Source organism: Nocardia sp. NPDC003269 (assembly GCF_042888005.1).
Classification (GTDB): domain Bacteria; phylum Actinomycetota; class Actinomycetes; order Mycobacteriales; family Mycobacteriaceae; genus Nocardia.
In genome coordinates this window covers 510,295-536,338 of sequence record NZ_JBIAPA010000004.1, presented here as the reverse complement: position 1 = coordinate 536,338, position 26,044 = coordinate 510,295, and the positions used below count along the sequence as shown (strand labels likewise).

The window sequence follows — 26,044 nt, the reverse complement described above, 5'->3', positions numbered from 1 at the left end:
CCGCCCAGTGCGACCCCGGTCACCCGGAGCTCCGGGCATAGGCGCGCTGCGCTTGCGTCACGATAGCGCCGGCCTGCGCTGTCGATCGACTTGTACTGCACGTGCCACGCGCGCGCGGGCAGCGGCTGCCCGAACGACTCCGGTTCGATCAAATGGTCACCGCTGGAGCGGTGTGGTGCGGAGCCGGTCGTTCACTGCGGGGCGCGGAAGCCGGGCAGGGCGGGGATGAGGGTGTCGGCGTAGGCGCGGATGCGTTGTGGGGGGAAGGATTCGGGGTCGGCGAGGACGAGGCGGCCCGCTTCCCAGAAGAGGGCGTAGAGGGTGCGGGCGGTGAGTTCCACGTCGAGGGTGGGCAGGCGTTCGGGTGGGCAGGCGTCGCGGACGAAAGCGGTCAGCGCGCCGATGAAGGACTGCCGCCCGCGGTCGATACGGTGGCGGAAGGCCGGGGTGCTGGCATCCGCGATGAGGAAGACGGCTCGCCAGCGGTCGGGCGCGGCCAGTACGGCCGTGAGGAAGTGTTCGAGACTTGCCGCGATCGCCGCGGCCGGCTCGTCCGCGGTGGCGACCGGCACCGCCGCGGCCAGCTGGGACAGCGCCGCGGCTTCCTCCCGGTCGAGTGAGGCGCGCAGCAGCTGGTCGGAATCGGTGAACAGGCCGTAGACGACGGGACGGCTGACGTCGGCCGCCCGCGCCACCGTGTCGATGGACACCTTGTGGACGCCCTGGTCGACGATCACCCGCAAGACCGCGTCGAGCAGCTGTTCGCGCCGCTGTTCGGGTGCCATGCGCGGTGCGTACGCACGGTTTCGCCGTTCGGCCATGATCGCCGTCCATCTCTCGGTATCGCGGGCTGCTTGACATCCGGCAGCGCCTGCGCAAATACTACACACACTGTAGCTACAGTGACTGTAGCTTTTGGGAGGTAGCAATGGCGCGTCGGTACTGCATCGTCGGGGCCGGATACACCGGGCTCGCGGTGGCGAAGGCCTACACGGATCTGGGATTGGACTACGACCATGTCGAAGCCACGGCCGCGATCGGCGGCAACTGGTCGCACGGGGTGTACGACTCCACCTACCTGATCAGCTCCAAGCGAGTCACCGAGTACCCGGATCACCCGATGCCCGCCGACTACCCGGACTTCCCGAGCGCCGCGCAGATGCGTGACTACCTGCGCGGCTTCGCGACCGAGTTCGGGCTGGATGACCGCATCGCGTTCGACACCCTGGTCACGGAGATCGCCCCGCTGGACGCGACGGGCCTGGCCGGCTGGCGGGTCGAATTCGCCGACGGCACGGCACGGGAGTACGACGGCGTCGTGGTCGCCAACGGCCACTACTGGGATGCGCGCATCCCCGTCTATCCGGGCGAGTTCACCGGCAAACAGATCCACTCCAAGGACTACAAGCGCCCCGCCGACCTGGCGGGTTCGCGGGTGCTCGTGGTCGGCGCGGGTAACTCCGGCTGCGATCTGGCCGTCGAGGCCGCGGTGACCTTCGGGACCGCCGAGATCTCGCTGCGCCGCAGCTACTGGTTCATCCCCAAGTACGTGCTGGGAATTCCGAGCGGCAACTTCGACGTCGGCTCGGTACCGGTGCCGCGGGTGGTGCAGGAGGCCGTCTTCCGTTCGCTCGTCCTCCTCGGGATGGGCCGGTACGAAAGCTTCGGACTGACCAGGCCCGAGCACCGGATCTTCGATCAGGACCTCGTGGTCAACCAGCAGCTCCCGTATTTCCTCAAGCACGGCCGGATCGCCGTCCGGCCGGAGATCGCGCGTTTCGACGGTGACACGGTGCATTTCACCGACGGCACGAGCGGTGTCTACGACACCATCGTCTGGGCGACCGGGTTCAAGACCACCTTCCCGTTCCTGCGCGACGGCCTGCTCGACTGGCGGAACGGCCAGCCCCGATTGGTGTCGCACACCTTCGCGCCCGGCCTGGCCAACCTGTATTTCGCCGGACTGGTCGCGCCGCGCTCGGGCGCGGGGATGTTGCTGATGAACAGCTCCCGGCTGCTCGCCGAAGCCGCGCTGCTCCAGCAGCGGCTGCGCACCCCGGTCGGCGATCTCTACGCCCGCTTCGCCGAGCCGTCGGCCGAAATCCTGGCGGGCGGACCGGAATTGCGCTGGGAGGTGGTGCGTGGTCGCTGGCTGATGCGCGCGCTGGCCCAGCTGCTGACGGTACGTGCTGCCGCCCGTCTCCTCGCCTGACCCCGAAATCGTTCCGCCACACCAGGAGTTCCCATGCCACCCAGGAATCGTTCGCCCCGCGTCGTCGCCGTCGGCAGTCCGCTGGCACTGCCGTGCGGGGTGAGCCTGCCCAACCGGATCGCCAAGGCCGCCATGAGCGAACAGCTCGGTGAGCTCACCGGCGCGCCGAGCGCGACGCTGACCCGGCTCTACAGCGCCTGGGGGCGTGGCGGCGCCGGTCTGCTCATCACCGGCAATGTCATGATCGACCGCCGCGCCTATGTCGAGCCGCGCAATGTGACGCTCGAGGACGAGCGGCACCTCGAGGCCGTCGGCAACTGGGCGCGTGCGGGATCCCGCGCGGGCTCGGTCATGGTCATGCAGATCAATCACCCCGGCCGCGTCGCGGTCGGACCGCTGCACCGCCGCCCGGTCGGGCCGTCGGCGCTGCGGCCGCGGGCGCTCGGCTTCAACCTGCGCAGGCCGCGGGCGATGCGCCTCGACGACATCGCCGATCTGCGCCGCCGCTACGCCCGTACTGCGGAACTGGCGGTGGCGGCGGGCTTTTCCGGGGTGCAGGTGCATGCCGCGCACGGCTATCTGCTGTCACAGTTCCTCTCGCCGGTCGCCAATCAGCGAACCGACCGATACGGCGGCAGCCCGGCCAACCGTCGTCAGCTGCTGCTGGAAGTGGTGGCCGACGTGCGCCGGGCGATCGGGCCGGGCGCGATCATCTCGGTGAAGCTCAACTCGGCGGACTTCCAACGTGGGGGACTGACCGAGGCGGAATCGCTGGATGTCGCCCTCGCGCTCGAGCAGACGGGTATCGATCTGCTGGAGATCTCCGGCGGAAACTACGAAGCGCCCGCCATGACCGGCGTCGTGCAGGACGGCGGCAGGGAACGCGAAGCGTACTTCCTGCGCTACGCCCGCGACCTGCGTGCCCGCTCGACGATGCCGCTGATGCTCACCGGCGGCGTCCGGACCCGCGCGTTCATCGACGAGGTGCTCGCCGACGGCGCGGTCGACGTGATCGGGCTCGCCCGTCCGTTCGCCGTGCGGCCCGGTATCGCGGCGGAGCTGCTGGCCGGGACCGGGGAGCCGCAGCAGCTGCCCACCGCGCCGCGCATCCCCGTCGCGGCCGCCACCGCGGTCGATTCCTACCTCCAGCTCGCCTGGCACGCGGCGAATTTCCGGCGCATCGCGGCCGGGGACGAGCAGGTGTCCGGCCCCGGGGCGCTGCGCACCCTGGCCGCCGCGGGCACCACCGTCACCGCGCGCGCCCTCACCCAGTTCTGACTTCCGAGGAGGACCCATGTCGCTGCCCACTCCCACGCCGAGCACCAGGGCCGTCGTCACCGGAGCGTCGTCCGGGATCGGCGCCGCGCTCGCCGAAGGTCTCGCCCAGCGTGGATATTCGTTGATCCTGGTGGCGCGCCGCGAGGATCGGCTGCGCGAGCTGGCCGACCGGTTGGCCGCGCGCCACGGTGTCGAATCCGAGGTCCGCGCGGTCGATCTGGCCGATCGCGGCGAACGTGCGCGGCTGTGCGACGAACTCGCCGGGCGCGAGATCGCCGTGCTCTGCAACAACGCCGGCTTCGCCACCTACGGTGCGCTGGCCGCCGCCGATCCGGCGCGCGAGCGCCGACAGGTCGAGGTGAACACCGTCGCGGTACACGATCTCACCCTCGCCGTGCTGCCCGGCATGGTGGCGCGCGGCGCGGGCGCGATCCTGATCACCGGCTCGACGGCGGGCAATCAGCCGGGGCCCGGCAACGCCACTTACGCCGCGACGAAGGCGTTCGCCAACACGCTGGCCGAGTCGCTGCACAGTGAGCTGGCCGGTTCCGGGGTGCGGTGCACCCTGCTCGCGCCCGGGCCGGTGCGCACCGAGTACACCGAGGTCGCCGAGGTGCCCGAGCTCGACCGCTTGGTTCCCGGCCCGCTGTGGGTGAGCGCGGAGCAGGCCGCGGCGCAGGCGATCGCGGGCATGGCGGCCGGGCGGCGCCGGGTTGTGCCCGGCGTCTTCGCCAAAGTGCAGACCGTCGGCGGTCAGTACACCCCACGCGCGCTCGTCGGGCCGCTGCTGCGTGCCGTCTACCGGAAGGTCACGTAGTCATGGTCTGGGAACCCGCGCTGCGCACCGTCGGGCGGTCGCTGAGCACCGATCTACGTCGCGCGCTCACCCTGGGCGATCCGCGCCGCAGCCTCTACCGCGACGCCCACTACTTCAGCGCGACGGTCGAGATCGATCCGGATCGGATGCGGCAGTGGCTGCCCGCCGGGGTCCGGCTGACCGGACCTGCGCGCGCCGACCTGTTCACCGCGTACTTCCCCGACAACAACTTCGGCTCGCCGGGCTACCACGAGGCCGGGTTGTTCGTCCATGTCAAGACCGTGCGGGGCACCGGAATCCACTGCCCCTGGATGATTCTCGACGACGACGTGGCCCTGATCATCGGCCGCGAACTGCTCGGCTACCCGAAGAAACTGGGCGAGATCGACTGGACCGTCACCGACACCGAGATCCGCGCGGAGGCCACCCGCCGTGGGCACACGCTGCTCGGCATGAGCGGCAGGCTCGGCGCGATTCTCCCCGATCCGCCGCCGATCCTGGGTCGCCCGCACCGCAATGTGGTCGGCCTCGCCGGGGTCTTCCCGTCCTGGCTGGTGGGTTTCACGCCGCGCGAGCGCGTTGTCGAGGTCCGCCGGATCGACGACTTCCAGCTGACGGTGGGCGGATCCGAACGCGATCCCCTCGACCAGATGGGCATCGGCCGCGTTCTCGAGGCCCGGCTGCACCGGGTCGACCTGCTCGGTGTGTGGGTGCCCCCGATCCCGCTCCGGCCGCTCACGCCGCTCTTCACGGCCGGTCGCCTGCGGCCCCGGACCCTGTGATCGCCGCCATGCGCCGACGTTGCTTCGATAAACGCAGATGTTCGTGGCGTTTATCGATAGCCGGCTGTTGACACTGTGGTCCAGCTAACGGATGCTGTCTTAACGCAAGTTTGCCTTGCTTTAACTGAAGGGCTGTCGTGCGGCCGCGGTGCGGCGCGGACAGCGGGTATCCGAAGGGAATGGTCGATGCTGACCAGGAGAAGTTTCATGATTCGTGCGGCCGGGACCACGGCGGCGGTGACCGCGGCGGCGGCCTATGTCGGCGCGGGCGGGAGTCTGGCGGCTCCGGACGTACCCGCGAGGGGTGTGGGCCTGCGCACCTACATCGATGGCGCCGTCGTGGATCAGACGCGGGTGGTCGAGTGGGAGCGGCGGCGGTTGTCGGTCGCCGCGGCGCGATTGCGCCAGGACTACGCGGGTTTGCTGGCCGGTGAGCTGGACTCGCTCATCGCGCGCTTCGCGGTCGAGGTGGACGACATCCCCGCCGCCAGGGTGGCGCTGGCGCGAGCGCGAATCCTGATCGGCGAGAACGGATTGCGGGAACTGCTGGCCGGTGAGCTGGTCGCCTCCGAGGCCGGGACCAGGGCGGCGCTGGCGGCCTCCGGTGGGCGCTGGGTGGTGGCGACCACCGAGATCGCCAGTGAGCGGGGCACCGCCCAGGGCTTCGTGGACTGGTTCGACCGCGCCCGGGTGCGCGACAACCGGGCGGTGTGGACCGACGCGTGCCCGGACCACTACATCATCGCCACCCTGCCCGACGGCCGCCAGGAGGTCGTCGAGGTGACCGGCGGTGCGATGCTGGCGAGCCGATTCCTGGTCGACTACACCGATCCCGCCCGGGTGATGGTCCCGGCCGACCCCAGCTATCCGCTCGCGGTCGCGGGAATCGCCTCGGTGGACGACGGTGAGGTCATCGGCGGGGTCTGCCACCAATTCCGGGACGAGCCGGGTGGCGGGTTCCGCGCGCAGCTCAAGGTCGCTTTCCCGGCCGCGGTGCCGGAGCTCTACATCGCCGAACACCAGTGGCACCTGGCCTGCGAGTTCGGCAACTGGATCGAGGCGTATCTGCGCTGATCGTCGCTCGACGGGCACTTTCGCCGCCGGGATACGCGGGCTCCGGTCGCGTGGTCACCGGCGGGCGGTCGAGTCCTCGCCGTCGGCCGGATCGGCCACGGCCGCGTCGCGGCGGCGGATGGCGTCCAGACTGAACTGAGCCCAGCGGATGTTCTCCTGTTCGAAGGCGATGCCGCGCAACAGGGTCAGGTAGGGGCCGATGTGCGCGGATTCGCTGAGGTAGGCCTGCTCGCTGCGGCCTGCGAGCATGCGGGTCCGCGACCGTTCGTAGCGGGCGAGCTTCGCCTCCGCCCAGCCGATGCGCTCGATCAGGACCGCGGCCACGGCCGGAGCGTCGCCGGAGTCCATGCCCTGTACCTTGACCAGCATCTCGTCGCGGATGACGGTGGGTTTGGTCGAGTCGGCGATGAAGGCGCGCAGGGCCTCCCGGCCGGATTCGGTGATCGAATGCAGCCGCTTGTTCGGGCGCTTCTCCTGCTCGACCACCCGCGCCTCGATGAGGCCGTCGGCCGTCATCCGCTCGAGCTCCTTGTACAGCTGCTGGGGGGTCGCCATCCAGTAGTTCGCGACCGCCGCGTCGAAGAGCTTGGCCAGGTCGTAGCCGGACGCCTCGCCTTCCATCAGCGTGGCCAGTACCGCATGTCGTAACGCCATCGGCTGATCCTACAGGATTGAACTATTCAATTCGGGCACTGGCGAGGCGACCCTGGACAGCGATGTCGACGCGGGATAGCCTCGATCAGATCTATTCAATTATTTGCTTAGGAGGCACGTGTGCATCAACGATTTCGGGCCGCGGTCGAGGCGAGGAATCTCGACAACGTGGAGGAGTTGCTGGCCGACGAGGTGGTGTTCACCAGCCCGGTGGCGTTCGCCCCGTACCCCGGCAAGGCGGTGACGGCGGCGATCCTGCGCGGGGTGCTGCGCGTGTTCGAGGACTTCCGCTACGTGCGCGAGATCGGCGACCCGGCGGGTCGCGACCACGCGCTGGTGTTCGAGGCCACCGTGAACGGCTTGCAGCTGACCGGCTGCGACTTCCTGCACTTCGACGCCGACGGCAGGATCGACGAGTTCACGGTGATGGTGCGACCGCTCTCGGCGGCCCAGGCGCTGGCCGCCCGGATGGCCGAGCAGTTCCCGCGCATCCAGGAGGAAGCCCGCGCGGCGATCGAGAGCCAGGCTTCGGCGTGAGCGATCCGTCGTTCGCCCGCTACGTCGCGCTGGGGGACAGTCAGTCCGAAGGGGTCGGCGACGGCACCGACGACACCGGGCTGATCGGCCTCGCCGACCGGCTCGCGATGGCGATGGCGCGGGCGAATCCCGACGTGCGGTACGCGAATCTGGCGGTGCGCGGGAAGCTCGCGGGCCAGGTGCGCCACGAGCAGCTCGAGGCCGCGCTGGCGCTGCGCCCCGATGTCGCCACGGTGATCGCCGGCGTGAACGACCTGCTCCGCCCGGACTTCGACGCGGGCGCGGTGGGCCGCCATCTCGACGCGATGTTCGCGGCGCTGATCGCGCAGGGCGCGGTGGTGGCGACGGTGACCGTCCCCGACATCACCCGGATCAACCCCGTGACCAGGCCCCTCGGCGGCCGCGTCGCCGCGCTCAACGAGGAGATCCGCGCCGTCGCGCGACGGCACGGCGTGCTCGTGGCGGAAACCGCCGCCCACCCGGTGTGCACCGATCCGCGTATGTGGTCGTGGGATCGCCTGCACGCCAGTGCGCTCGGACACCAGCGCATCGCGGACGCGCTGGCCGAAGTACTGGATCTGCCGGGATCCGGCAGCGCCTGGACCGAGCCGTTGCCGCCCGACCCGGCCCAGCAGGGTGTGACCGCCGCCGTCGCCACCGAAATCCGCTGGGTGACTGGATTTCTCGCGCCGTGGGTGCTGCGACGCCTCACCGGCAAGTCGTCCGGCGACGGCCGGGTGGCCAAGCGGCCGACCTTGGCTCCGGTCGGGGCGCGGCCCGGCGCCGTCACGCTGGATTCGCCCGCGTAGGTTGCGGCCCGCCCGCATCGGGAACACCGGGCGCGTCACCATCGTCGGGAACGCGCCCGGCAAAGCGAGGTTCGGACGGTCGCGAGGCGCTCCGATCAGCCGCAGCAGCCGGCGCCGGATGCCACCGCCTTCTCCTTGGCCTGGCTGCCGCAGCACGCGCCTTCTGCCTCGGCTTCGGCGGCGGTGCCGCAGCACACCTCGACCGCTGCGGCGTCGGTGAGTTCGGGTGCGGTGCCGAAGGTTTCGCTGTCGGCAAGCACGGTGTAGACCTCCCACCGCTCGGCGCCCGGGCCGGTCACCCACACCTTGTCCTGGGTGGCGAAGCAACACGTGGTCGCGATCTGCTCCTCGGTGAACAGGCCGGCGTTCGAGAGCCGGGCGATCTCGCCGTGCACCTGCTCGGAGGTTTCGACCTCGACGCCGAGGTGGTTGATGGACCCGCCCTGTCCGGCGTTCTCGATCAGGACGAGCTTGAGCGGGGGGTCGGTGACGGCGAAGTTGGCGTAGCCGGGCTTGCGCTTGGCCGGTTCGGTGTCGAACAGGGTCGAGTAGAACCGCACGGCGGTGTCGAGGTCGTCGACATTGAGGGCGAGCTGGATGCGAGACATGATCGAACCTCCACTTGTGTGACATATATCGAAGAACTTCTGCTGCCGAGTCTGCTCACCTTTTCGACATATGTCAATACCGCGGGTAGTCTCGATGTCATGCCCAAGGCGCTACCCGTGATCGACATGTCCGCCCCGGTCTGCTGCGCCCCCGTCGCGGCGGGACCGGTCGACGACGCCGCCGCGCTCGAAGTGGCGTTGCGGCTCAAGGCGATCGCCGACCCGGTTCGGGTCCGGCTGCTGTCGCTGCTGCTCACCGCCCCGCAGGGGGAGCGCAACGGCGGCGACCTGGCCGCCGAGGTCGGCCTGGGTGAGTCCACCGTCTCCCATCACCTCGGTCAGCTCCGCAAGGCCGGACTGGTGGAATCCGAGCGGCGCGGAATGAACACCTTCCACCGCGCCCGCCGCGACTCCCTCTCCGCGCTCTGCGTGGTCCTCGACCCCAACTGCTGCACCTGATCAGGCGCCGCCGAGTGTGGCTCGAGGTCGGGTTCAGGCGGTGAGCAGTGCTATCAGGGGGAGCGGCGTCAGGACCACGAGCAGGATCGTCACGGTCTTCGTCAAGCGTGCCCGGCCAGGGCCCGGCGCGACGAGAAGCGGCGCGGCCACCGCGACCACGGCGGCGGCGGGGAAGGCGAGCACGGTGCCGGCGATGAGTTCGTAGCCGTGGGGATCGGCCAGCGGATCGGTCGACAGCCGCGAGCGCAGCGCGATGTACACGCACTGCAGCAAGATCAGGCCCGCCACGGCGACGATGACACCGGCCGAGGCGGCGATCGCCAACCGCCACCACGTGCCCGGTTCATGCCTCGATCCCATCGGTCCCTCCCTGACGTCGATGGCCGACCCGTAGAGCATGACCCGCGCCCGCGTCGCCGCCAAGGGCTCAGTCGCGATCACGGGCGAAGCTGCCCGGGGTGATGCCCTTCCAGCGGCGGAAGGCGTGGTGGAAGCTGGCGGGCTCGGCGTAGCCGAGGCGTTGGCTGGTCTGCTCGACGGTGAGGCCGGACAGCAGCAGTTCTTCGGCGAGTTGTTCGCGGACCTCGTCGAGGACGGCGCGAAACGTGGTGCCTTCGGCGGTCAGTCGCCGGGTCAGGGTGCGGGTGCCGATCCCGAAGTCGGCCGCGGTCTCGGTGGCCGAGGGCAGTTCGACCGGGTGCTCGAGCAGGTAGGCGCGGATCCGGGTGGTGAAGGTCGGGTGCGGGCTGCGCCGGTCGAGCAGGTCGCGAGCCTGGCGCTCGTACCAGCGGGTGGTCGAGACGTTGGCCCGTGGCATCGGCTGGTCGAGCAGGGTGCGATCGAAGACCAGGCGGGTGCGGTCGGCGCCGAACCGGATCGGGGCATCGAAGAGGTCGTATCGGTCGGCGTCGGGTGGGGCGGGGTAGTCGAACTCGGCGCGGTCGAGCCGGAGGGTGGTCAGGGCGTCGCGGGCGGTCATGAACGCCGCCGCGGCGCTGCGCTCGGTGCAGAAGACCCGCAGATCCGCGGGGACGTCGTCGGCGTCGATGTGCAAGCAGGCCGTGGCGTCGATCTCGGCCAGGCTCATGCGGCAGAACGAGTGGGTCAGCGCGAGGTAGCGAATGGCCAACTGGGTCGCGTCGCGCACTGTCGCGCTGGTGGCCATGCCGAGGCCCCAGCTGCCGTAGGTGGTGAGGTTGTAGCGCGCGCCCGCGAGCAGCCCCAGGCACGGCTCGTCGCAGGTGGCGAGCAGAGTGCGGGCGACCTGGAGTTCCTGGGCCGCGTCGATCTCGCCGGCGAGATCGTGGGCCTGTGCCTCGCTCAGCCCGGTGCCGCGCAACGAGTCGGCGACCGGTACGCCGAACTCGCGCCCGAGGTCGACCAGCAGCGCCAGGCCGACCGAGGAGCGCCGTGTCGTCACCATCATCGCGACCTCCTGCTCGCGCTTCACTGTCTGCGACAGTGGCCGAAAATATCACCATGGTGTCGCGTGCGGACATGGATTCGGCGAGGTGCCGCCGATAACTTTTCGTCCCATCACCGGTCAGTAGAGATGGGAATTCGATGATGAAACCTGTGCCGTTCACCCGCCGCGCCGTCACGGTAGGGATGGCGCTGTCCGCGGTCGTGGTCCTCGGCGCCGGGCCCGCCGCGGCGGGCCCACTGTCGTTCACCGAGCCGCGATTCTTCGATTCCGCCTCGGGCGTGCTGTGGGATGTGACGACCGGTGACTTCAACAACGACGGCCGTCCCGATATCGCCACCGCCGAGGCCCTCCAGCTGGGCTGGGGCGGAATCTCGGTGCTGATGAACGACACCGCGGCCGGCGGTGTCGACGCCCGCTTCGGTCCCGCCACCCAGCTGCCGTCCGGGCCGTTCACCTCGGGGATCGCCGCCGCCGATTTCAACGCCGACGGCACGCTCGATCTCGCCTCCGCGAACACCGGCACCGTGAACGACGGCGGAGTCGCGGTGTTCGCCAACAGAACCCCGGATCACGCGATGACCGCACGGTTCGACGCGGCGCGGACGTTCACCGGTGGTCTGGGCGCCACGCAGATCGAAGCCGGTGACGTCACCGGTGACGGGAAACCGGATCTGGTGATCGGCAACGCGCTCAATGTGGTCGTCGCCAACGTCCAGGTCCTGGTCAACACGACGCAGGCCGGTGCCGCCGAGATCAGCTTCAGCGGCCCGTTCTCCTTCGACGGCGGCTTCGTCGCCGAAGGGTTGTCGATCACCGACGTCAACGCCGACGCGAAGCCGGATCTCATCGTCGGACAGACCTTTTCGAGTCAGGTGAGCGTGCTGGTCAACGACACCCCCGCGGGCGCGGAGCAGCCGGTGTTCCGCACCCACCACCTGATCTCACCCCTGGCCAACTCCGTGGCGACCGGGGATTTCGACGGCGACGGCATGCCCGACATCGCCGCCGCGCTCAGCCTGGGCACCCCGCTCGGCGGGGTCATGGTGATGACCAACCACACGCCCGACGGCGCGGCGACGCCCGTCTTCCCCGACATGTTCTCCGGCGCAGCCGTATTCGGCACCGGCCTGGTCCCCGAGTACGTGGTCACCGCCGACTTCGACGGCGACGGCCGTCTCGACCTCGCCACCGCCAACGACGGATCCGTCCAGGGCCTGCCGGGCGGGATCTCGATCCTGCGCAACGACACCACGCCGGGCGCCGCGACCGTCACCTTCGCCCCGGCCCGTCAGCTGCCCGGCGGAACCCTGAACAACGCGCTGGCCACCGCCGACTTCAACAGCGACGGCCGCCCCGACCTGGTCTCCGCGCACGCTCTGACGATCCTCGGAACGGCCGGCGTCGCCGTGCATCTCAACACCACGACGTGAGGCGGGTGCGGGTTCGGCGCGGCCGTACCGCCTCTGTCACAACATCTTCCGGTAGTACACGACGCGTTCGCGTTCGGTGAAGCCGAGGGCGGCGTGCATCCGCTGTCCCGTGGCATTGTCCAGCAGGGCGTCGGAACCGAATTCGGTGCAGCCCTGGTGTCGGCCCCAAGTCTCCAGCGCCTCGCACAGCGCCCGGGCCACTCCGCCGCGACGGTGTGTGGGAACGACGTAGAGCCCTTCGAGAAAGGCGACCGGTGAGGTCTCACAGCCGTTGACGTAGTCGTGGCGCAGGGTGACCTCGCCGAAGCCGACGGCCGTGCCGTGCTCGTCGCGGGCCAGGAACGCGGCGGCGGCGCGGGAGCCGTCGTAGTGTTCGCCGGCATCGGCACGGTGCTCGTCGACGGAACTGTCGGGCCACAGGTCCGCTCGCAGGGCCGCCAGCTCGTCCAGATCGTCGGCCCCGCAGGGGTGTATCCGCATGTCCGCACTGTATGGCTAGCATGGCGGCCATGATCGAATCTGCCCGATTTGTCTTGTTTATCAGGAGTTGGCGTCGGTGAACACGCGCACGGTCTCCCGCCGCACGAGGATTCTGACCACGCTGGCCACGGTGCTCGTCATCGTCGTGGGCGCCGTCGTGCTGGCCGCGGCCCGCACTGACGACCGCGCTCCGGTGCCAGGAGCCGCCGCGACCGATCAACCCGCGATGGCGGTCCGGCCGGACAGTCATCGGCTGTCGGACCCTGCCGGGGCACGGGTGACGCTGGTGGAGTTCCTGGACTTCGAGTGCGAGGCCTGCGGGGCGATGTATCCGGCCATGGAGCGACTACGCGCCGAGTACGGCGACCGTGTCAGCTTCGTCGTGCGCTATTTCCCCATTCCGGCGCACGTCAACTCGGGGCGCGCGGCGCGTGCCGCCGAGGCGGCGGCGCGGCAGGGCCGGTTCGAGCGGATGTATCAACGCCTGTTCGAAACGCAGGCCGACTGGGGTGAGAAGCGCGTGGCCCAGGACGCCGTGTTCCGGAACCTGGCCGCCGAAATCGGCTTGGACATGGCAGCTTTCGATTCCGCCTACACCGACCCCGCGACGGCGGCGCGCGTGCGGGCGGACTTCGACGAGGGGCTGACGCTGGGCGTGGCGGGCACGCCCAGCTTCTTCCTCAACGGCGAGAAGATCACGGTCAGCGGTTCACGCGACCTGGCTGCCGCTCTGGACGCGGCGCTGCGATGACGGTCGCCAAGTCGGTCTGATCGGGCGTCGATCCGGCCGAAGCCGGGTGTGCATCGGCCGGGGCGGCGACCGGGTCGTCGTGGTCGGGAGGTGACGCGATGGCGGCGCGGCGGCGGGTGCGGAGGTAGAGCCAGTGCAGCACCGCCAGGCCCGTCAGACCGGCGGCGGCCGTCGCGGCGCCGATCTTCCAGCCCGGTGGGCGCCACGTCAGTTCGAGGACAGCGTTGTCGGTGCCCGCGGGGATATCAACTGCGGTGATCGATTTCGCGACGTTGGTGATCGGGATCGGCTTGCCGTCGAGCGTCGCGCGGTAACCGGGCCAGGCCAGGCGGGCGAACACGATCCGGCCGCCGTCGGCGGAGCTGACCCGCAGCGTGCTCGACATATCGGCTTCGGTGAGCGAGGTCGCCGACACTCCGCGCAGGGCGGAGACCCGGCCGTTGACCGTCGATACCGCGCCACCATCGCGTTCCAGCACCCAGATGTAGCGCTCGTGATCCGGGTAGCGGACGAAATGCCATCCGGTGGGCGCGGGTTGGTTGCCCGCCTCGGGGAACAGTGCCTTCTGCAGCACCACCCGATCCAGCAGCATCAGATCGACCAGGGTCCGCCCGGTCGTCGACTCGGGGGCGAACATGCGGCGATAGGCATCGGGGCACACGCTCGAATCCCAGCGCATGCACAGCAGTTCACCGAAATAGAAATGGCCGGTCGGGGTGTAGCCGTTCACGTAGTCGAGCTCGAGCGACTTGGCGTAGTTGCCGAACACCAGGGACCCGTACGCGCCGTCGAGGCTCTTGTCACCCGGCTGCAGCAGCGCGCGGTCGGCGAGCTGGATCGTCGACCCGGGCAGGTCGGGGAACGCCGCCTTGGCCTCGGCACGGCTGGTCGGCAGGTTGTAGGACATGATGTTGGGCAGGGCGTGACCCACCTGATAGAAGGCGATCGGGAACATCACCGCGATGGTCGCCACGCACGCGGCCGCGGTGTTGCGATGCCGGGCGAGCCAGAAGACGCCCGCGCCCGCCGCGGCGACGAACCCCGCGGCCACACCGTGGCTGATCCAGTCGGCGGGATCGGCGGAGGCGGTGCGAATCCACAGCAAGCCGATCAGCACGCCGGCGGCGATGCCGCGCGCCCGCGCGTTGGCGGTGGTGCCGAAGCGTCCCACCAGCACGCAGACCAGGACGAGCAGACCGATCGCGAGCATCGGCAGCACCCGCGCGGGCCACCGGAGCGGGCCGATGGTGCCCGGGCCCGCCGTCCACATCAGCATCATGATCGTGAACAGGGCGACGGTGGTGAGTTCGCGCCAGTGGCGGCGGGCCCGGTCCCAGTCGACGAACGCCAGGATCGGGATGAGGAACCACGCGACGTAGGTGACCGGGAACGGCTGGATATAGCCCCACCAGGTGGTGAACGCCGGCGACACCGTCGGCAGGCTCGCGTTGAGGGATTCCGACCACGGCACCGCGAGGAAATTGTCGTTGTTGATCTGCGCCGTGCCGCGCCAGGTGACTTTCGCCGAGAGCATCGACGGGAGGAAGGTGAGCAGCCCGGCCAGGCCCGCGCACGCCGACACGGCCGTCAGCCGCAGGACCGATCGCCAGTCGCCCCGGGCGACCAGTTCGCCGACGGCGATGGCGAACAGCATCAGCACGGCCTCGACGGCGGGGAAGATGTATTGCGTCGAGATCGTCAGGTACAGGAAGACGAAGACGGGGATCGGTCCGCCGTCACCGCGGGTGTAGCGCACGGCCGAGGCCCAGGCCAGCAGCATCCAGGCGGTTCCGGTCAGCGCCGTCATCCAGCTGGCCTGGTCGAAGAAGAGGAAGAACCCGGACAGCGGGAACGCGACACCGGCGACGGCGCTCCACGCGGGAGCCGCTCGATAGACCAGGCAGATCCGGTAGACGCCGAGCGCGCACAGAATCGAGAACACCAGCTTGACGACCGTGGCGTAGACGGCCATGTTGTCCACCGACGGCGCGATGACGTCGATCAGCAGCTGCACCGGGTTGAACAGGCCCGCGTCGTCCATGGTGTTGTTGCCCGACATCCACTGGTTGGGCCACAGCGCGGGGAAATCGCCCGCGCGCAGGGAGCGCCCGAGCCCGACCCACAAGCCGGTGTACTGGGATTCGGTGTCGTCGAGGTAGTAGTGGCGCGGGTCGGCCAGCAGCACCGCCAGGTAGCCGACGATCGTGCCGACGACGGTGACGATGCCCCAGCGAATCCTCCCGGATCGGGAGAACGGTTCTCCGGCTTCGTGTTCGCGGGATTCGGAGCCAGTGGGGTCAGCCGCCGTGATCGGTACAGCTCTGTCGGTCACGCAGCAGACCCTACAGCGATGGGCGGCACTCGGCAGGGGATGCGATCGCGGTGCCCGCGGTGGTCAGGACGCCGAGGTGACATGGGCCCGCGGGTCCGGTGTGAGCACATACAGCTGCTCGCGACCGCCGGCGATGAGGCTGGTCGACGCGATGCGGTCGGCGTAGCGCGCGAGTGCCCGGTCGAGGGTGTCGCGGGTGAATCGGTGCGCCTGAGCGCCCTCGCCCGCGTCGGTGAACCGGCCCGACAACCGCGCGAGGGTCCGGTTGGAGCTGGTGGTGAGATTGCGGATCGGTTCGGCGATGATCACCTGCTCGCGGGCGGCCTCGAGCATGCGCCGGACGACCGGGTCGGGCTCGGGCAGGAAGTGGTACAGGCTGGCCTGCATGACGACGTAGTCGGCGCGGGGCAGCGCGGTGTCTTCCCTGAGGTTCCAGACGAGGCCGTCTCCGCCCGCGGCGACGAGCCGCTCGACGAAGCGTTCGTTGATGTCGAAACCCTTGTAGCGGACCGACTTTCCGCGCAGGTAGCGGGTGTAGAGGGTGGCCGGGCCGCAGCACAGGTCGAGGACCTCGGCTCCGTCGGGGATCAACGCGGCGATCGCTTCGAATCGGGCTCCGTAGTGGCGGCCGTAGAGCCCGCGCATGAGGAGGTTGTAGACAGAGGTGTGCCGATAGATGACGCTGGTGGTGCTCACAGATTTTCCTGCTCGGGGTGACTGCGTGAATGCGCTGCCGACGGCGGGCGCGAACGGTGTCTGGTCGTGGCGTCGACCCGACGGTGTGCGGCTACGGGTGGTCCGTCGAGTGGACGGTGACGTGGTGGAAACGGTCGGCCGGGGCGTGAGTCTCATCGGTGCGAGCGCTTCGTCGCGCCGCAGCCGGATCGGTTGCGCACCACGATATTGCGAGCCGTGGGCGGCGGCAACGCGAAAGCGCGATTGTCCTCGGCTCGTCGACTCCGGTTCATCCGGCGCCCGTCGCGTCGGACCGGATCCGAGAGACCGGGGGTCGAGTGTTCCGCAAGTGCTCCGAATATGCTGCCTATCGTGTCGAATCTGCGGATCAGTGAAGTTGCGGCCTTGATGGGTGTCAGTGACGACACCGTGCGCCGGTATATCGACCAGGGGCGGCTCACCGCGATCCAGCTCGACAGCGGGCGCAAGGGTGTCGAGGGTCGTGAGCTGGCGGAATTCCTGCAACACAATGCGGAGGCGCCGGAGCCGGGGATCACGGTCGCGTCCTCGGCGCGCAATCGCCTGCGCGGGATCGTCACGCGGATCGTGAAGGACACCGTGATGGCGCAGGTCGAGATGCAGGCCGGGCCGTTTCAGCTGGTGTCGCTGATGAGCCGCGATTCGGTCGACGAGCTCGGGCTCGAGGTCGGCAGTATCGCGGTGGCCTCGGTCAAGTCGACGCATGTCGTCGTCGAAGTTCCGGAAAGCTGACGAGGTCGATCGTGCGGGCCGGATCATGACACGGGTCGCCCGGCGGCGGGCCGTGCGCGGCAGGCGGCCGCTGATCCTGCTGGTGCCCGCCGTGTGCGGGTTGGTCTTTCTGACCCTGCCGCTGCTCGGCATGCTGCTGCGGACGCCGTGGCGGACCCTGCCGGAGCGGTTGAGCAGTCCCGAGGTCTGGCAGGCGCTGCGGCTCTCGCTGATCTGCGCCAGCTCGGCGACGCTGGTATGCCTTGTCCTCGGCATCCCGCTGGCATGGCTGCTCGCGCGCGGCGAGGTGCCCGGTCAGCGGTTCGTCCGTGCGCTGGTCACGGTGCCGCTCGTGCTGCCGCCGGTCGTCGGCGGTGTGGCGCTGCTGCTGGTGCTGGGGCGACGCGGTCTGGTCGGCCGATACCTCTACGAATGGTTCGGTTTCTCGCTGCCGTTCACCACCGCGGGCGTGATCGTGGCCGAGGCGTTCGTCGCGATGCCGTTCCTGGTGATCGCGGTGGAGGGTGCGCTGCGTGGCGCCGATCCGCGCTACGAGGAGGCCGCGGCCACCCTCGGCGCGTCGCGGTGGCTGACCTTCCGCCGGGTCACGCTGCCCTCGGTGCTGCCCGGCGTCGTCGCGGGCGCGGTGCTGTGCTGGGCGCGGGCGCTCGGCGAGTTCGGCGCGACCATCACCTTCGCTGGCAGCTATCCCGGGACGACCACGACCATGCCGCTGGCCGTCTACCTGGCCTTGGAGACCGATCCCGAGGACGCGATCGTGCTCAGTGTCGTGCTGCTCGCGGTGTCGGTGGCGGTGCTGGTGGCGCTGCGGGACCGGTGGACGCGGGGTGCCCTGTGACCCTCACCGCCGATATCCGCGTCACCCGCGCGTCGTTCGAACTCGACATCGCGATCGAGGTCGCCCCGGGCGAGGTCGTCGCCCTGCTGGGACCCAACGGCGCGGGCAAGACCACCGCCCTGCGGGCGCTGGCCGGGCTCACCCCGCTCACCGGCGGGCGGATCGTCCTCGACGATCACGTCTGGGACGCGCCGCCGGACCGGTTCGTCCCGGCGGAACGACGCGAGGTCGGCGTCGTGTTCCAGGACTATCTGCTGTTCGCGCACATGAGCGCCCAGGACAATGTCGCCTTCGGTCCGCGCGCTCGCGGACAGCATCGCACCACCGCCCGGGCCGCGGCCGGCGCCTGGCTCGAACGCGTCGGCCTCGGCGAGCACCTGCACGCGAAACCCCGTGCGCTGTCGGGCGGTCAGGCCCAGCGCGTCGCGCTCGCGCGGGCCCTGGTGACCGACCCGGCCCTGCTACTACTCGACGAACCGCTGGCCGCGCTCGACGCGGGCACCCGGTTGCAGGTTCGCGCCGAACTGGCCCATCACCTCGGCGACTACCCCGGCCACACCGTGCTGGTCACCCACGACCCCTTCGACGCGATGGTCTTGGCCGACCGGCTGATCATCATCGAGAACGGCGCCATCGTCCAGCAGGGTGCGCCGAGCGAGGTCGCCCGCCGCCCCCGCACCGACTACGTCGCCGACCTGGTCGGGCTCAACCTCTACCGGGGCACGGCCGAGGGCACCATCGTCGACCTCGGCGGCGGCGCGGCCTTCACCATCGCCGAACCCGCGCACGGCCCGGTCCACGTGTCGTTCGCGCCCACCGCGGTCAGCCTGTATCCCGAACGCCCCAGCGGCAGCCCGCGCAACACCTGGCAGGTCACCGTCACCGGCCTCGAACAGCACGCGCACACCACCCGAGTCCGGCTCGACGGCGCCCCGCCGGTCCTGGCCGAGATCACCCCCGCCACCGTCGCCGACCTGCGCCTGCACAGCGGAGCACGGCTGTGGGCCTCGGTGAAAGCGACCGAGATCCACACCTATCCCGCGTGATCGACACCGTCCGGAGCGGCGCCCGTCAGCACATACACCCACGCCTTCGCACCTGAGCGCAGCGGCAGCAGCACCCGCGTGTAGTCGTCGACCTCGTAGTCGTCGGCTGCCGCGAGATCGGTTGCGGTGAGGGCGAATACGGTCCCGTCCACGCCGGAATCCGGGTCGGCGGGCACCAGCGCCGGATGCACGGTGCTGCCGCTGGCCGCGATGACCGCCGCGTCGGTGATGGTCACCTCACCGAGCTGGTAGCCGACGATCGCATCGGGCCTGCCGTCGAGCTCGCGGCCGAACACGGTGCGCTGCACCTCGGGTTGACGCAGGGTTCCGTAGGAGAACAGCAGGATGTCGGCCATGGTGTCGACTCAAGCAGATCCGCACTTGCGGACGAACGTGATCTGAGTCTCCTCTCCTGCGGATTCGGCCACCTTCCCTGTCGAACATTCCCGCTCATACCCGCCGTGACCTCGCGATTGAGGTCGGCCGGCGGGCGAGCGCACACCGACCTGCAAATGCGGGTGAGAAGTCGGTGATAAATGGGCAACTGCGGTGATATTGAGCGGCAATATCCGATACTGAGGATCGTGACATGGTCGGAGTCGATGGGTTGCAGCAGGTCGCGGCCGGTGCCGCGGGAAAGACGTTCACCGCGGACCCGGTGCCGGAATGCGCAGCGCGGATCGCGGTCGCGGACCTCGGGCCGGCGGTCCGTCGGGGGCTGCGGCCGATCGCGCCGGCGACACGACTGCTGTCCGACGCCGTCGGCGCGACCCTGGCGCGGCCGCTGCTGGCCCAGACCGCCGAACCCTCCGTCGACACCGCCGCCCGCGACGGCTACGCCGTCAGCGGACCCGGCCCCTACTGGGTGGTCCGCGCGGGCAAAGTGAACTCGACGACCCCGGCGCTGGCGGTGGGCGAAGCCGCGCGGATCACCGCCGGGACCTCGACACCGCTGTGCACCACGGCGGTGATCCGCGACGCTCACGTGGAATTCGCGCGCGTGCTCGGCCAGGCCGTGCTGATGCGCGCCGCGGGAGCGCCCAAGTCCGACGACACCCGGGTCCGCGGTGCGCAGTGGCACGCGGGCATGGTGCTGGCTTCGGCGGGCGCGCGGGTCGGCCCGGCGGTGGTCTCGGTCGGATCGAGCGCGCGGGTCGGGCAGGCCTCGGTGCGCGGACCGCTGTCGGCCGATGTCCTCGTGACCAGCGGTCGGCTCGGCCGGGGCGTCAACCGCGGCGCGCAGTGGGCACCCGACGCCGTCGCCCCCGTGATCTCGGACTTCCTGCGGGCGTGCGACATCCGCTCCGGCAAGGTGTGGCCGATGAGCGACGGCGAACTGCTGCGCTCGTGGTTCGCGCTGCCGGCCGAGGCCGAGGTCGTCGTTGTCGTCGGCGCGCTCGAGGAAGTTCGTTTCCTGCTGGCCGAGATCGCCGCCGACCTCCTCGTCGACGGCGTCCGGATGCGCCCCGGCGGCGACCAACTGCTCGCCCGGCTACCCGATGGACGCACCCTGCTCGCGGTGCCCGCCGATCCGTTCGAAGCGATCGCCGCGCTCATGGTCACCGGACGGCGCGTCCTCGAGGCCTTGACCGCGCGCGATCCGGTGCCGCCGATGCTCGGGCGCCTGGTCGACCGCTGCGCCGCGACCGCGGACCTGACCGAAGTGGTCCCGGTCGGACAGGTCGGCGGCGGGGTGTGGCGGGCCACCGGCCCCGTCGGCATCCCGCACCTGGCGCATCTGGTCGAGGCCCAAGCGCTCGCGCTGCTCCCGCCGGGCGGCACCAGGGGCGCGCTCGCCGAACTGATCCCGCTCCCGCGATGACCGGGCCGATCCGCACGGTGTGCTCCTACTGCGGTGTCGGCTGCGGCATCGCGCTCGAGGTCGAGACCGGAGCCGACGGCACCACGCGAGTACGCAAAGCCCCTGGCGACAAACAACATCCGGCCAACGGCGGACGCCTGTGCACCAAGGGTGGCAGCCACCTCGACCTGCTCGGGGTCGACGGCCGCCTCGACACCGCGCTCGTGCGCGCCGAACGAGGCGCCGAGCCCGTCGCGCGATCGGTGGACACCGCCATCGCCGACACCGCACAGCGGCTCCGGCAGCTGATCGACACCCACGGCCCCGACGCGGTGGCGCTGTACGTGTCGGGCCAGATGACGCTGGAAGCCCAGTATCTGGCCAACAAGCTGGCGAAGGGATTCATCGGGACCAACCAGATCGAGTCGAACTCGCGGCTGTGCATGGCCAGCGCGGGCAGCGGCTACAAGCTGTCGCTCGGTTCGGACGGCCCGCCCGGCTCCTACGAGGACTTCGATCACGCCGACGTGTTCTTCGTGATCGGCGCCAATATGGCCGACTGCCACCCGATCCTGTTCCTGCGCATGATGGATCGCGTCAAGGCCGGGGCACAGCTGATCGTGGTCGACCCGCGCCGCACCGCGACCGCCGACAAGGCCGACCTGTTCCTCCAGGTCACGCCCGGCAGCGATCTGGCACTGCTCAACGGCCTACTGCACCTGCTCGTCGAGGGCGGACACGTCGACGAGGAGTTCATCGCCGAGTTCACCGAGGGCTGGGCGGGCATGCCGGAGTTCCTGGCCGACTACACCCCGGCGACCGTCGCCGCGCTGACCGGCGTCGCGGTCGAGGACCTGCGCCGCGCCGCCGAGCTGATCGGCACGGCGGGGGAGTGGATGAGCTGCTGGACAATGGGATTGAACCAGTCCTCGCACGGCACCTGGAACTCCAACGCCCTGATCAATCTGCACCTGGCCACCGGTGCGATCTGCCGTCCCGGCTCCGGCCCGTTCTCCCTGACCGGCCAGCCCAACGCCATGGGCGGACGCGAAATGGGCTACATGGGACCGGGTCTGCCGGGACAGCGGTCGGTCCTGGTCGACGGTGATCGCGAGTTCATCGAGAAGCTGTGGCAGGTCCCGGCGGGCACACTGCGCACCGAGGTCGGTAGCGGCACCATCGACATGTTCGCCCGCATGGCCGCCGGCGAGATCAAGGCGTGCTGGATCATCTGCACCAATCCCGTGGCGACAGTGGCGAATCGCAAGACGGTGCTGGCCGGGCTGGAAGCGGCCGAGCTGGTGATCACCCAGGACGTCTTCGCCGAGACCGAGACCAACGCCTACGCCGATGTGATCCTGCCCGCGACGCTGTGGATCGAGGGCGAAGGGGTGATGATCAACTCCGAACGCAACCTCACCCTGATCCCCAAGACCCTCCCGGCGCCGGGCCAGGCCATCCCGGATTGGCAGATCATCGCCCGAATCGCCTGCGCGATGGGCTATTCCGAAGCCTTCACCTACGGCAGCGCCGAGGAGATCTTCGAGGAGATCAAGCAGGCCTGGAATCCGCGCACCGGCTACGACCTGCGCGGGGCCACCTACGCCCGGCTCCGCGAAGGCTCGGTGCAGTGGCCGATCGCCCCGGACGGCCCGTGCCGCAATCCCATCCGCTACCGCAACGACGGGATCAGTCAGGAGCTCCGCGTCCGCGAGGACGGCACCACGCCGCGCCTGTGGTTCCCGACCGCGTCGGGGCGCGCGGTGTTCTTCGCCCGACCGAATCTGGAACCGGCCGAACTGCCCGACGACGACTACCCGTTCGTGCTGAATACCGGTCGCGTGCAACATCAATGGCACACGCTGACCAAGACCGGCAAGATCGCCAAGCTGAACAAGCTCAATCCCGGCCCGTTCGTCGAAGTCCACCCCGATGACGCCGCCCGCCTCGACGTGTCGGCTGGGGACTGGCTCGAGGTCGCCTCCCGGCGCGGTCGCGCCGTGCTGCCCGCCGTGGTCACCGACCGTGTCCGGGTCGGTGATGTGTTCGCCCCGTTCCATTGGAACGACCTGTTCGGCGAGTACCGGGCCGTCAACGCCGTCACCAACGACGCCGTCGACCCGATCTCCCAGCAGCCCGAATTCAAGGTCTGCGCTGTGCGGCTGATGAAGGTGCCCGCACCGATCGTCGTCGAGCCCACCGCCGACGCGCCGGTCGTCGACGGCGCAGCGGCCACCATCGCGCCGCCGACAAGCGTGCCCGGCGTCGGGGTATCGGCCGGATCGGTGGCCGCCGCTGCCGCCGCGCTCGGCCTGGGTGACCTGGCTCTTCCGCCCCTGTCGGAGACCGACCGGGCCTATCTGGCCGGATTCCTCTCCGGCATCGACCGCCTCGACACCGCCGTCCTCCCCGTCCTGCCGCCGAGCGCACCGCTGCCGGCACCGGCCACGGCCTGGGTGAACGGGATGCTGGCGGGGGTGTTCGGTCCGCACCAGGCCGTGACCCACGAGCTCGCGCCCACCGTCGAACCGGTGCACCCGGCCGAGGTCGGCACCGCATCCGCGGAAGCCGCGGTCCGGCCGCTGGTGGTGCTGTGGGCCTCGCAGACCGGCAACGCCGAAGACTTCGTCGCCGCCATCGCGGTACCCGCGCTCGCGGGAACCGGACGTGCGCCCGCGGTCCACGGCATGGACGAGATCGCGATCGACAAGCTTCCGCCGCACTGCGATCTGGTGGTGGTGTCGAGCACTTTCGGCGACGGTGACGCCCCCGACAACGGCGCCACCTTCTGGACCTCACTGGCGGCGGCGCCCGGGGGCGTGCTGGCGGGTTCGCGGTTCGCGGTCCTGGCTTTCGGCGACTCGAACTACGACGCGTTCTGCGGCCACGGCAAACGCCTCGACGAACGCCTCGCCGAGCTGGGCGCCGAGCGGATCATCGATCGGGTCGACTGCGAACCCGACTTCGAGGAAGCCGCGCACGCGTGGCTCGCCCACCTGTTGCCGGCATTGGGCGACCCGCCACCCGAGTCCACCGCAGCCCTCGCGCCTCCGGCCACTGTCCCGGCGCCGATGTCCGGCTCGACCAGCACCGCGGTCCGCATCGATACCCCCACCGGACGACTGGTCGGCAACCGGTTGCTCAGCCTGGCCGGCGCGCAGAAGGAGGTCCGCCAGTTCACCTACGACCTGACCGGATCGGATCTGCGCTACGACGTCGGCGACGCACTCGGCGTCCGACCGGCCAACGACCTCGGCCTGGTCTGGGAATTCCTCGCCGTCACCGGATTGGACCCGGCCGCTGTCGTCGAGGTGCCCAAGGCGGGTCCGATGCCGCTGTCGATCGCACTCGAGGGCTACCTCGACCTGACCAAGACGACCACCGAATTGCTGCGCTTCGTCGCCGAACAAGCCGGTGACCGCACCATCAAGTGGTTGCTGCGCCCCGACAACAAGGGCGAACTCGCGAAATGGCTGTGGGGACGGCAACCCGTGGACATCGCCGCCGAATTCGCGCTGTCGGCCGGGCCGCAGCAGTGGGTGGCGTTGTTCAAACGGCTACAGCCGCGCCTGTATTCGATCTCCTCCAGCCCGCTGGTCGACGCCGCGATCGTGCGGACCACCGTGTCGGTGATCCGCTACGAAGGCCCGACCGGACGCCCGCGCGGCGGCCTGTGCTCGGCCTACCTCGCCGACGTCGACCTCGACCAGCCGCTGGTCCTTCACGTCCAGCCCGCGCCGCACTTCCGGCCACCCGACGACCCGGCCATCCCGGCGATCATGGTCGGTCCCGGTACCGGGGTCGCCCCGTTCGTCGGCTTCCTCGAACACCGCCGCGCCCGCGGCGACCAGGCCCCGAACTGGCTGTTCTTCGGCGAACAGCACGAAGCCACCGACTTCTACTATCGCGACGAACTGCGCGAACTCCAGCAACACGGTGTGCTGAGCCGCCTGGACGTCGCGTTCTCCCGTGACCAGCGGGCCAAGATCTACGTCCAGGACCGCATGCGCGAGCACGGCGCGCACCTGTGGAATTGGCTGCGCGACGGCGCCCACTTCTACGTCTGCGGCGACGCCGCCCGCATGGCCAAGGACGTCGACGCGGCCCTGCGCGAGATCGTGTCCCACCACGGCGCGATGTCCGAAGAGGATGCCGACGCCTACGTCGAGAAACTCGCCACCGACAAGCGGTATGTCCGCGACGTGTACTGAGCCGGCCCTCTCGGACCGCCGCACATGATGTTCGCAGTTGAAGTACGATCAGCCCTGTTATTCCGCATCCCCGAGGTGATCTCACAAGAATCCCCGCATCTGCGGAGAGGTAACCGTAACCGGTGGGAGGATGTGTCGTGACCGCCCGGAAACAGCGACTGCCTACCGTGCTGCATCTGCGACCGCCCGATCGATACGGGCCCGACCTCACCTGTTGAACCGGAACCGCTGAAAGTTGATGAAGTTGAAGATGACTCGCATGGTCTGTGGCGTCGCGATGGCGGGCGCCCTGGCACTGGCCACGGTCGGCTGTGGAAGCGACACGACGACCGAACCCGCCTCGGCCGACAAGGTCACCGGCACCGTGACCGTTTTCGCCGCCGCCTCGCTGACCGAGACCTTCACCGAACTGGGCAAGCAGTTCGAGGCCGCGCATCCCGGGGTGAAGGTGGTCTACAACTTCGGCGCCAGCTCCGCGCTGGCCGAGCAGATCAAGCAGGGCGCGCCCGCGGACGTGTTCGCCTCGGCAGCGCCCAAGAACATGCAGCAGGTCGTCGACGCGGGGGAGATCACCGCGAAGCCGGTCACGTTCGTGCGCAACCGCCTCGAGATCGCGGTGCCCGCCGGGAACCCCGGCCGCATCACCGGGCTGGCCGATTTCGGCAAGACCGAACCGAAGATCGCCCTGTGCGCCGAGCAGGTCCCCTGCGGTGCCGCGGCGAAGACGGTGTTCGAGACCGCCGGAATCGCCCCGCAGCCCGACACCCGCGAAGCCGACGTGAAAGCGGTGCTGACGAAGGTGACGCTCGGCGAGGTCGACGCCGCCCTGGTCTACCGCACCGACGTGCACGCCGCGGGCACGAAGGTCGAAGGCATCGACTTCCCCGAATCGAGCAAGGCGATCAACGACTACCCGGTCGCGCCCCTGGCAAAGGCACCCAACGCCGCGGCCGCCACGGCGTTCGTCGAGTTCATCGGCTCGGACAAGGCCCGCGCGGTCTTCACCGAGGCGGGATTCGACAACCCGTAACCGCACAGCCTGCCGCTCGGTCG

The 26,044-nt window shown here is 69.9% G+C and carries 25 protein-coding genes; 16 read left to right on the top strand and 9 right to left on the bottom strand.

Annotated features, from left to right (window positions below; all coding sequences use genetic code 11):
• Positions 1-191: 191 nt before the first annotated feature.
• The gene (locus tag ACFYWJ_RS30805) at positions 192-785 is read right to left on the bottom strand and encodes a helix-turn-helix domain-containing protein (RefSeq protein WP_355276756.1); all 594 of its coding nucleotides are present in this window, start codon (positions 783-785) and stop codon (positions 192-194) included.
• Between the two features lie 143 nt (positions 786-928).
• Here ACFYWJ_RS30805 and ACFYWJ_RS30800 point away from each other — a divergent pair, with 143 nt between their 5' ends.
• The 5 genes from ACFYWJ_RS30800 (at position 929) to ACFYWJ_RS30780 (ending at position 6,163) form a co-directional block, all read left to right on the top strand.
• On the top strand, positions 929-2,212 hold the full coding sequence (locus ACFYWJ_RS30800; RefSeq protein ID WP_355276758.1) for an NAD(P)-binding domain-containing protein: 1,284 nt from the start codon (positions 929-931) through the stop codon (positions 2,210-2,212).
• Between the two features lie 33 nt (positions 2,213-2,245).
• Positions 2,246-3,490 (top strand): NADH:flavin oxidoreductase/NADH oxidase family protein, encoded by a 1,245-nt coding sequence (locus ACFYWJ_RS30795; RefSeq protein WP_355276760.1) that lies wholly within the window; start codon positions 2,246-2,248, stop codon positions 3,488-3,490.
• A 16-nt stretch (positions 3,491-3,506) separates the two neighbouring features.
• Positions 3,507-4,307 (top strand): SDR family oxidoreductase, encoded by an 801-nt coding sequence (locus tag ACFYWJ_RS30790; RefSeq protein ID WP_355276762.1) that lies wholly within the window; start codon positions 3,507-3,509, stop codon positions 4,305-4,307.
• 2 nt (positions 4,308-4,309) lie between these two features.
• Positions 4,310-5,089 (top strand): acetoacetate decarboxylase family protein, encoded by a 780-nt coding sequence (locus ACFYWJ_RS30785; RefSeq protein WP_355276763.1) that lies wholly within the window; start codon positions 4,310-4,312, stop codon positions 5,087-5,089.
• 207 nt (positions 5,090-5,296) lie between these two features.
• Entirely contained in the window at positions 5,297-6,163 is an 867-nt protein-coding gene (locus tag ACFYWJ_RS30780; RefSeq protein ID WP_355276764.1) for a hypothetical protein, read from the top strand.
• A 54-nt stretch (positions 6,164-6,217) separates the two neighbouring features.
• Here the strand turns inward: ACFYWJ_RS30780 and ACFYWJ_RS30775 are convergent, their stop codons facing one another.
• Positions 6,218-6,817, bottom strand: coding sequence for a PadR family transcriptional regulator (locus ACFYWJ_RS30775; RefSeq protein ID WP_355276766.1), 600 nt, complete (start codon positions 6,815-6,817; stop codon positions 6,218-6,220).
• A gap of 120 nt (positions 6,818-6,937) precedes the next feature.
• Between ACFYWJ_RS30775 and ACFYWJ_RS30770 the strand changes: the two genes are divergently transcribed.
• Positions 6,938-7,354: a nuclear transport factor 2 family protein gene (locus ACFYWJ_RS30770; RefSeq protein ID WP_355276768.1), complete on the top strand. Its 417-nt coding sequence runs from the start codon at positions 6,938-6,940 to the stop codon at positions 7,352-7,354.
• Complete coding sequence (locus ACFYWJ_RS30765; protein WP_355276770.1) at positions 7,351-8,163, top strand: SGNH/GDSL hydrolase family protein; 813 nt, start codon at positions 7,351-7,353, stop codon at positions 8,161-8,163. Before ACFYWJ_RS30770 ends, ACFYWJ_RS30765 begins: the two co-directional genes overlap by 4 nt.
• Before the next feature lie 95 nt (positions 8,164-8,258).
• Here ACFYWJ_RS30765 and ACFYWJ_RS30760 read toward each other — a convergent pair whose 3' ends face one another.
• Positions 8,259-8,771 (bottom strand): ArsI/CadI family heavy metal resistance metalloenzyme, encoded by a 513-nt coding sequence (locus ACFYWJ_RS30760; RefSeq protein ID WP_355276772.1) that lies wholly within the window; start codon positions 8,769-8,771, stop codon positions 8,259-8,261.
• A 99-nt stretch (positions 8,772-8,870) separates the two neighbouring features.
• Between ACFYWJ_RS30760 and ACFYWJ_RS30755 the strand changes: the two genes are divergently transcribed.
• Complete coding sequence (locus ACFYWJ_RS30755) at positions 8,871-9,230, top strand: Rv2640c family ArsR-like transcriptional regulator (RefSeq protein ID WP_355276774.1); 360 nt, start codon at positions 8,871-8,873, stop codon at positions 9,228-9,230.
• A 33-nt stretch (positions 9,231-9,263) separates the two neighbouring features.
• Here the strand turns inward: ACFYWJ_RS30755 and ACFYWJ_RS30750 are convergent, their stop codons facing one another.
• Together ACFYWJ_RS30750 and ACFYWJ_RS30745 are read right to left on the bottom strand one after the other, a co-directional pair.
• Positions 9,264-9,590: a hypothetical protein gene (locus tag ACFYWJ_RS30750; RefSeq protein WP_355276776.1), complete on the bottom strand. Its 327-nt coding sequence runs from the start codon at positions 9,588-9,590 to the stop codon at positions 9,264-9,266.
• 67 nt (positions 9,591-9,657) lie between these two features.
• Positions 9,658-10,680, bottom strand: a complete 1,023-nt coding sequence (locus ACFYWJ_RS30745) for an AraC family transcriptional regulator (protein WP_355276778.1) — start codon at positions 10,678-10,680, stop codon at positions 9,658-9,660.
• Positions 10,681-10,796: 116 nt separating this feature from the next.
• On the opposite strand from ACFYWJ_RS30745, the gene ACFYWJ_RS30740 reads away from it, so the two are divergent.
• Complete coding sequence (locus ACFYWJ_RS30740) at positions 10,797-12,086, top strand: VCBS repeat-containing protein (protein ID WP_355276780.1); 1,290 nt, start codon at positions 10,797-10,799, stop codon at positions 12,084-12,086.
• Positions 12,087-12,122: 36 nt separating this feature from the next.
• Here ACFYWJ_RS30740 and aac(6') read toward each other — a convergent pair whose 3' ends face one another.
• The gene (gene aac(6') / locus ACFYWJ_RS30735) at positions 12,123-12,566 is read right to left on the bottom strand and encodes an aminoglycoside 6'-N-acetyltransferase (RefSeq protein WP_355276781.1); all 444 of its coding nucleotides are present in this window, start codon (positions 12,564-12,566) and stop codon (positions 12,123-12,125) included.
• Positions 12,567-12,696: 130 nt separating this feature from the next.
• Between aac(6') and ACFYWJ_RS30730 the strand changes: the two genes are divergently transcribed.
• Positions 12,697-13,317, top strand: coding sequence for a thioredoxin domain-containing protein (locus tag ACFYWJ_RS30730; protein ID WP_355276783.1), 621 nt, complete (start codon positions 12,697-12,699; stop codon positions 13,315-13,317).
• Here the strand turns inward: ACFYWJ_RS30730 and ACFYWJ_RS30725 are convergent.
• Both ACFYWJ_RS30725 and ACFYWJ_RS30720 read right to left on the bottom strand, forming a co-directional pair.
• Positions 13,268-15,553, bottom strand: a complete 2,286-nt coding sequence (locus tag ACFYWJ_RS30725) for a hypothetical protein (protein WP_355277177.1) — start codon at positions 15,551-15,553, stop codon at positions 13,268-13,270. The two genes, ACFYWJ_RS30730 and ACFYWJ_RS30725, sit on opposite strands and share 50 nt — an antisense overlap.
• 159 nt (positions 15,554-15,712) lie before the next feature.
• Positions 15,713-16,345, bottom strand: coding sequence for a methionine biosynthesis protein MetW (locus tag ACFYWJ_RS30720; protein WP_355276785.1), 633 nt, complete (start codon positions 16,343-16,345; stop codon positions 15,713-15,715).
• A 351-nt stretch (positions 16,346-16,696) separates the two neighbouring features.
• On the opposite strand from ACFYWJ_RS30720, the gene ACFYWJ_RS30715 reads away from it, so the two are divergent.
• Genes ACFYWJ_RS30715 through ACFYWJ_RS30705 form a run of 3 tightly spaced genes read left to right on the top strand, consistent with a single transcriptional unit; the run spans position 16,697 to position 18,979 of the window.
• Positions 16,697-17,095 (top strand): helix-turn-helix transcriptional regulator, encoded by a 399-nt coding sequence (locus ACFYWJ_RS30715; protein WP_355276787.1) that lies wholly within the window; start codon positions 16,697-16,699, stop codon positions 17,093-17,095.
• Between the two features lie 25 nt (positions 17,096-17,120).
• On the top strand, positions 17,121-17,933 hold the full coding sequence (gene modB / locus ACFYWJ_RS30710; RefSeq protein WP_355277180.1) for a molybdate ABC transporter permease subunit: 813 nt from the start codon (positions 17,121-17,123) through the stop codon (positions 17,931-17,933).
• Positions 17,930-18,979: an ABC transporter ATP-binding protein gene (locus ACFYWJ_RS30705; protein WP_355276789.1), complete on the top strand. Its 1,050-nt coding sequence runs from the start codon at positions 17,930-17,932 to the stop codon at positions 18,977-18,979. Before modB ends, ACFYWJ_RS30705 begins: the two co-directional genes overlap by 4 nt.
• Here the strand turns inward: ACFYWJ_RS30705 and ACFYWJ_RS30700 are convergent.
• Positions 18,967-19,335 (bottom strand): gamma-glutamylcyclotransferase family protein, encoded by a 369-nt coding sequence (locus ACFYWJ_RS30700; protein ID WP_355276791.1) that lies wholly within the window; start codon positions 19,333-19,335, stop codon positions 18,967-18,969. The two genes, ACFYWJ_RS30705 and ACFYWJ_RS30700, sit on opposite strands and share 13 nt — an antisense overlap.
• Before the next feature lie 233 nt (positions 19,336-19,568).
• Between ACFYWJ_RS30700 and ACFYWJ_RS30695 the strand changes: the two genes are divergently transcribed.
• From ACFYWJ_RS30695 to modA, 3 genes are all read left to right on the top strand, one after another.
• Positions 19,569-20,801, top strand: coding sequence for a molybdopterin biosynthesis protein (locus ACFYWJ_RS30695; RefSeq protein ID WP_355276793.1), 1,233 nt, complete (start codon positions 19,569-19,571; stop codon positions 20,799-20,801).
• Positions 20,798-24,991, top strand: a complete 4,194-nt coding sequence (locus tag ACFYWJ_RS30690; RefSeq protein ID WP_355276795.1) for a bifunctional nitrate reductase/sulfite reductase flavoprotein subunit alpha — start codon at positions 20,798-20,800, stop codon at positions 24,989-24,991. The genes ACFYWJ_RS30695 and ACFYWJ_RS30690 overlap by 4 nt, the downstream gene beginning before the upstream one ends.
• Before the next feature lie 250 nt (positions 24,992-25,241).
• Complete coding sequence (modA, locus tag ACFYWJ_RS30685; protein WP_355276796.1) at positions 25,242-26,021, top strand: molybdate ABC transporter substrate-binding protein; 780 nt, start codon at positions 25,242-25,244, stop codon at positions 26,019-26,021.
• The last annotated feature ends 23 nt before the right edge of the window (positions 26,022-26,044 follow it).

Excerpts from the sequence above, each read along its gene's own strand:
- ACFYWJ_RS30805 (WP_355276756.1), bottom strand. The coding sequence starts at position 785 with ATGGCACCCGAACAGCGGCGCGAACAGCTGCTCGACGCGGTCTTGCGG.
- ACFYWJ_RS30800 (WP_355276758.1), top strand. The coding sequence starts at position 929 with ATGGCGCGTCGGTACTGCATCGTCGGGGCCGGATACACCGGGCTCGCG.
- ACFYWJ_RS30795 (WP_355276760.1), top strand. The coding sequence starts at position 2,246 with ATGCCACCCAGGAATCGTTCGCCCCGCGTCGTCGCCGTCGGCAGTCCG.
- ACFYWJ_RS30790 (WP_355276762.1), top strand. The coding sequence starts at position 3,507 with ATGTCGCTGCCCACTCCCACGCCGAGCACCAGGGCCGTCGTCACCGGA.
- ACFYWJ_RS30785 (WP_355276763.1), top strand. The coding sequence starts at position 4,310 with ATGGTCTGGGAACCCGCGCTGCGCACCGTCGGGCGGTCGCTGAGCACC.
- ACFYWJ_RS30780 (WP_355276764.1), top strand. The coding sequence starts at position 5,297 with ATGATTCGTGCGGCCGGGACCACGGCGGCGGTGACCGCGGCGGCGGCC.
- ACFYWJ_RS30775 (WP_355276766.1), bottom strand. The coding sequence starts at position 6,817 with ATGGCGTTACGACATGCGGTACTGGCCACGCTGATGGAAGGCGAGGCG.
- ACFYWJ_RS30760 (WP_355276772.1), bottom strand. The coding sequence starts at position 8,771 with ATGTCTCGCATCCAGCTCGCCCTCAATGTCGACGACCTCGACACCGCC.
- ACFYWJ_RS30755 (WP_355276774.1), top strand. The coding sequence starts at position 8,871 with ATGCCCAAGGCGCTACCCGTGATCGACATGTCCGCCCCGGTCTGCTGC.
- ACFYWJ_RS30750 (WP_355276776.1), bottom strand. The coding sequence starts at position 9,590 with ATGGGATCGAGGCATGAACCGGGCACGTGGTGGCGGTTGGCGATCGCC.
- ACFYWJ_RS30740 (WP_355276780.1), top strand. The coding sequence starts at position 10,797 with ATGAAACCTGTGCCGTTCACCCGCCGCGCCGTCACGGTAGGGATGGCG.
- modB (WP_355277180.1), top strand. The coding sequence starts at position 17,121 with ATGACACGGGTCGCCCGGCGGCGGGCCGTGCGCGGCAGGCGGCCGCTG.
- ACFYWJ_RS30700 (WP_355276791.1), bottom strand. The coding sequence starts at position 19,335 with ATGGCCGACATCCTGCTGTTCTCCTACGGAACCCTGCGTCAACCCGAG.
- ACFYWJ_RS30695 (WP_355276793.1), top strand. The coding sequence starts at position 19,569 with ATGGTCGGAGTCGATGGGTTGCAGCAGGTCGCGGCCGGTGCCGCGGGA.
- ACFYWJ_RS30690 (WP_355276795.1), top strand. The coding sequence starts at position 20,798 with ATGACCGGGCCGATCCGCACGGTGTGCTCCTACTGCGGTGTCGGCTGC.
- modA (WP_355276796.1), top strand. The coding sequence starts at position 25,242 with ATGACTCGCATGGTCTGTGGCGTCGCGATGGCGGGCGCCCTGGCACTG.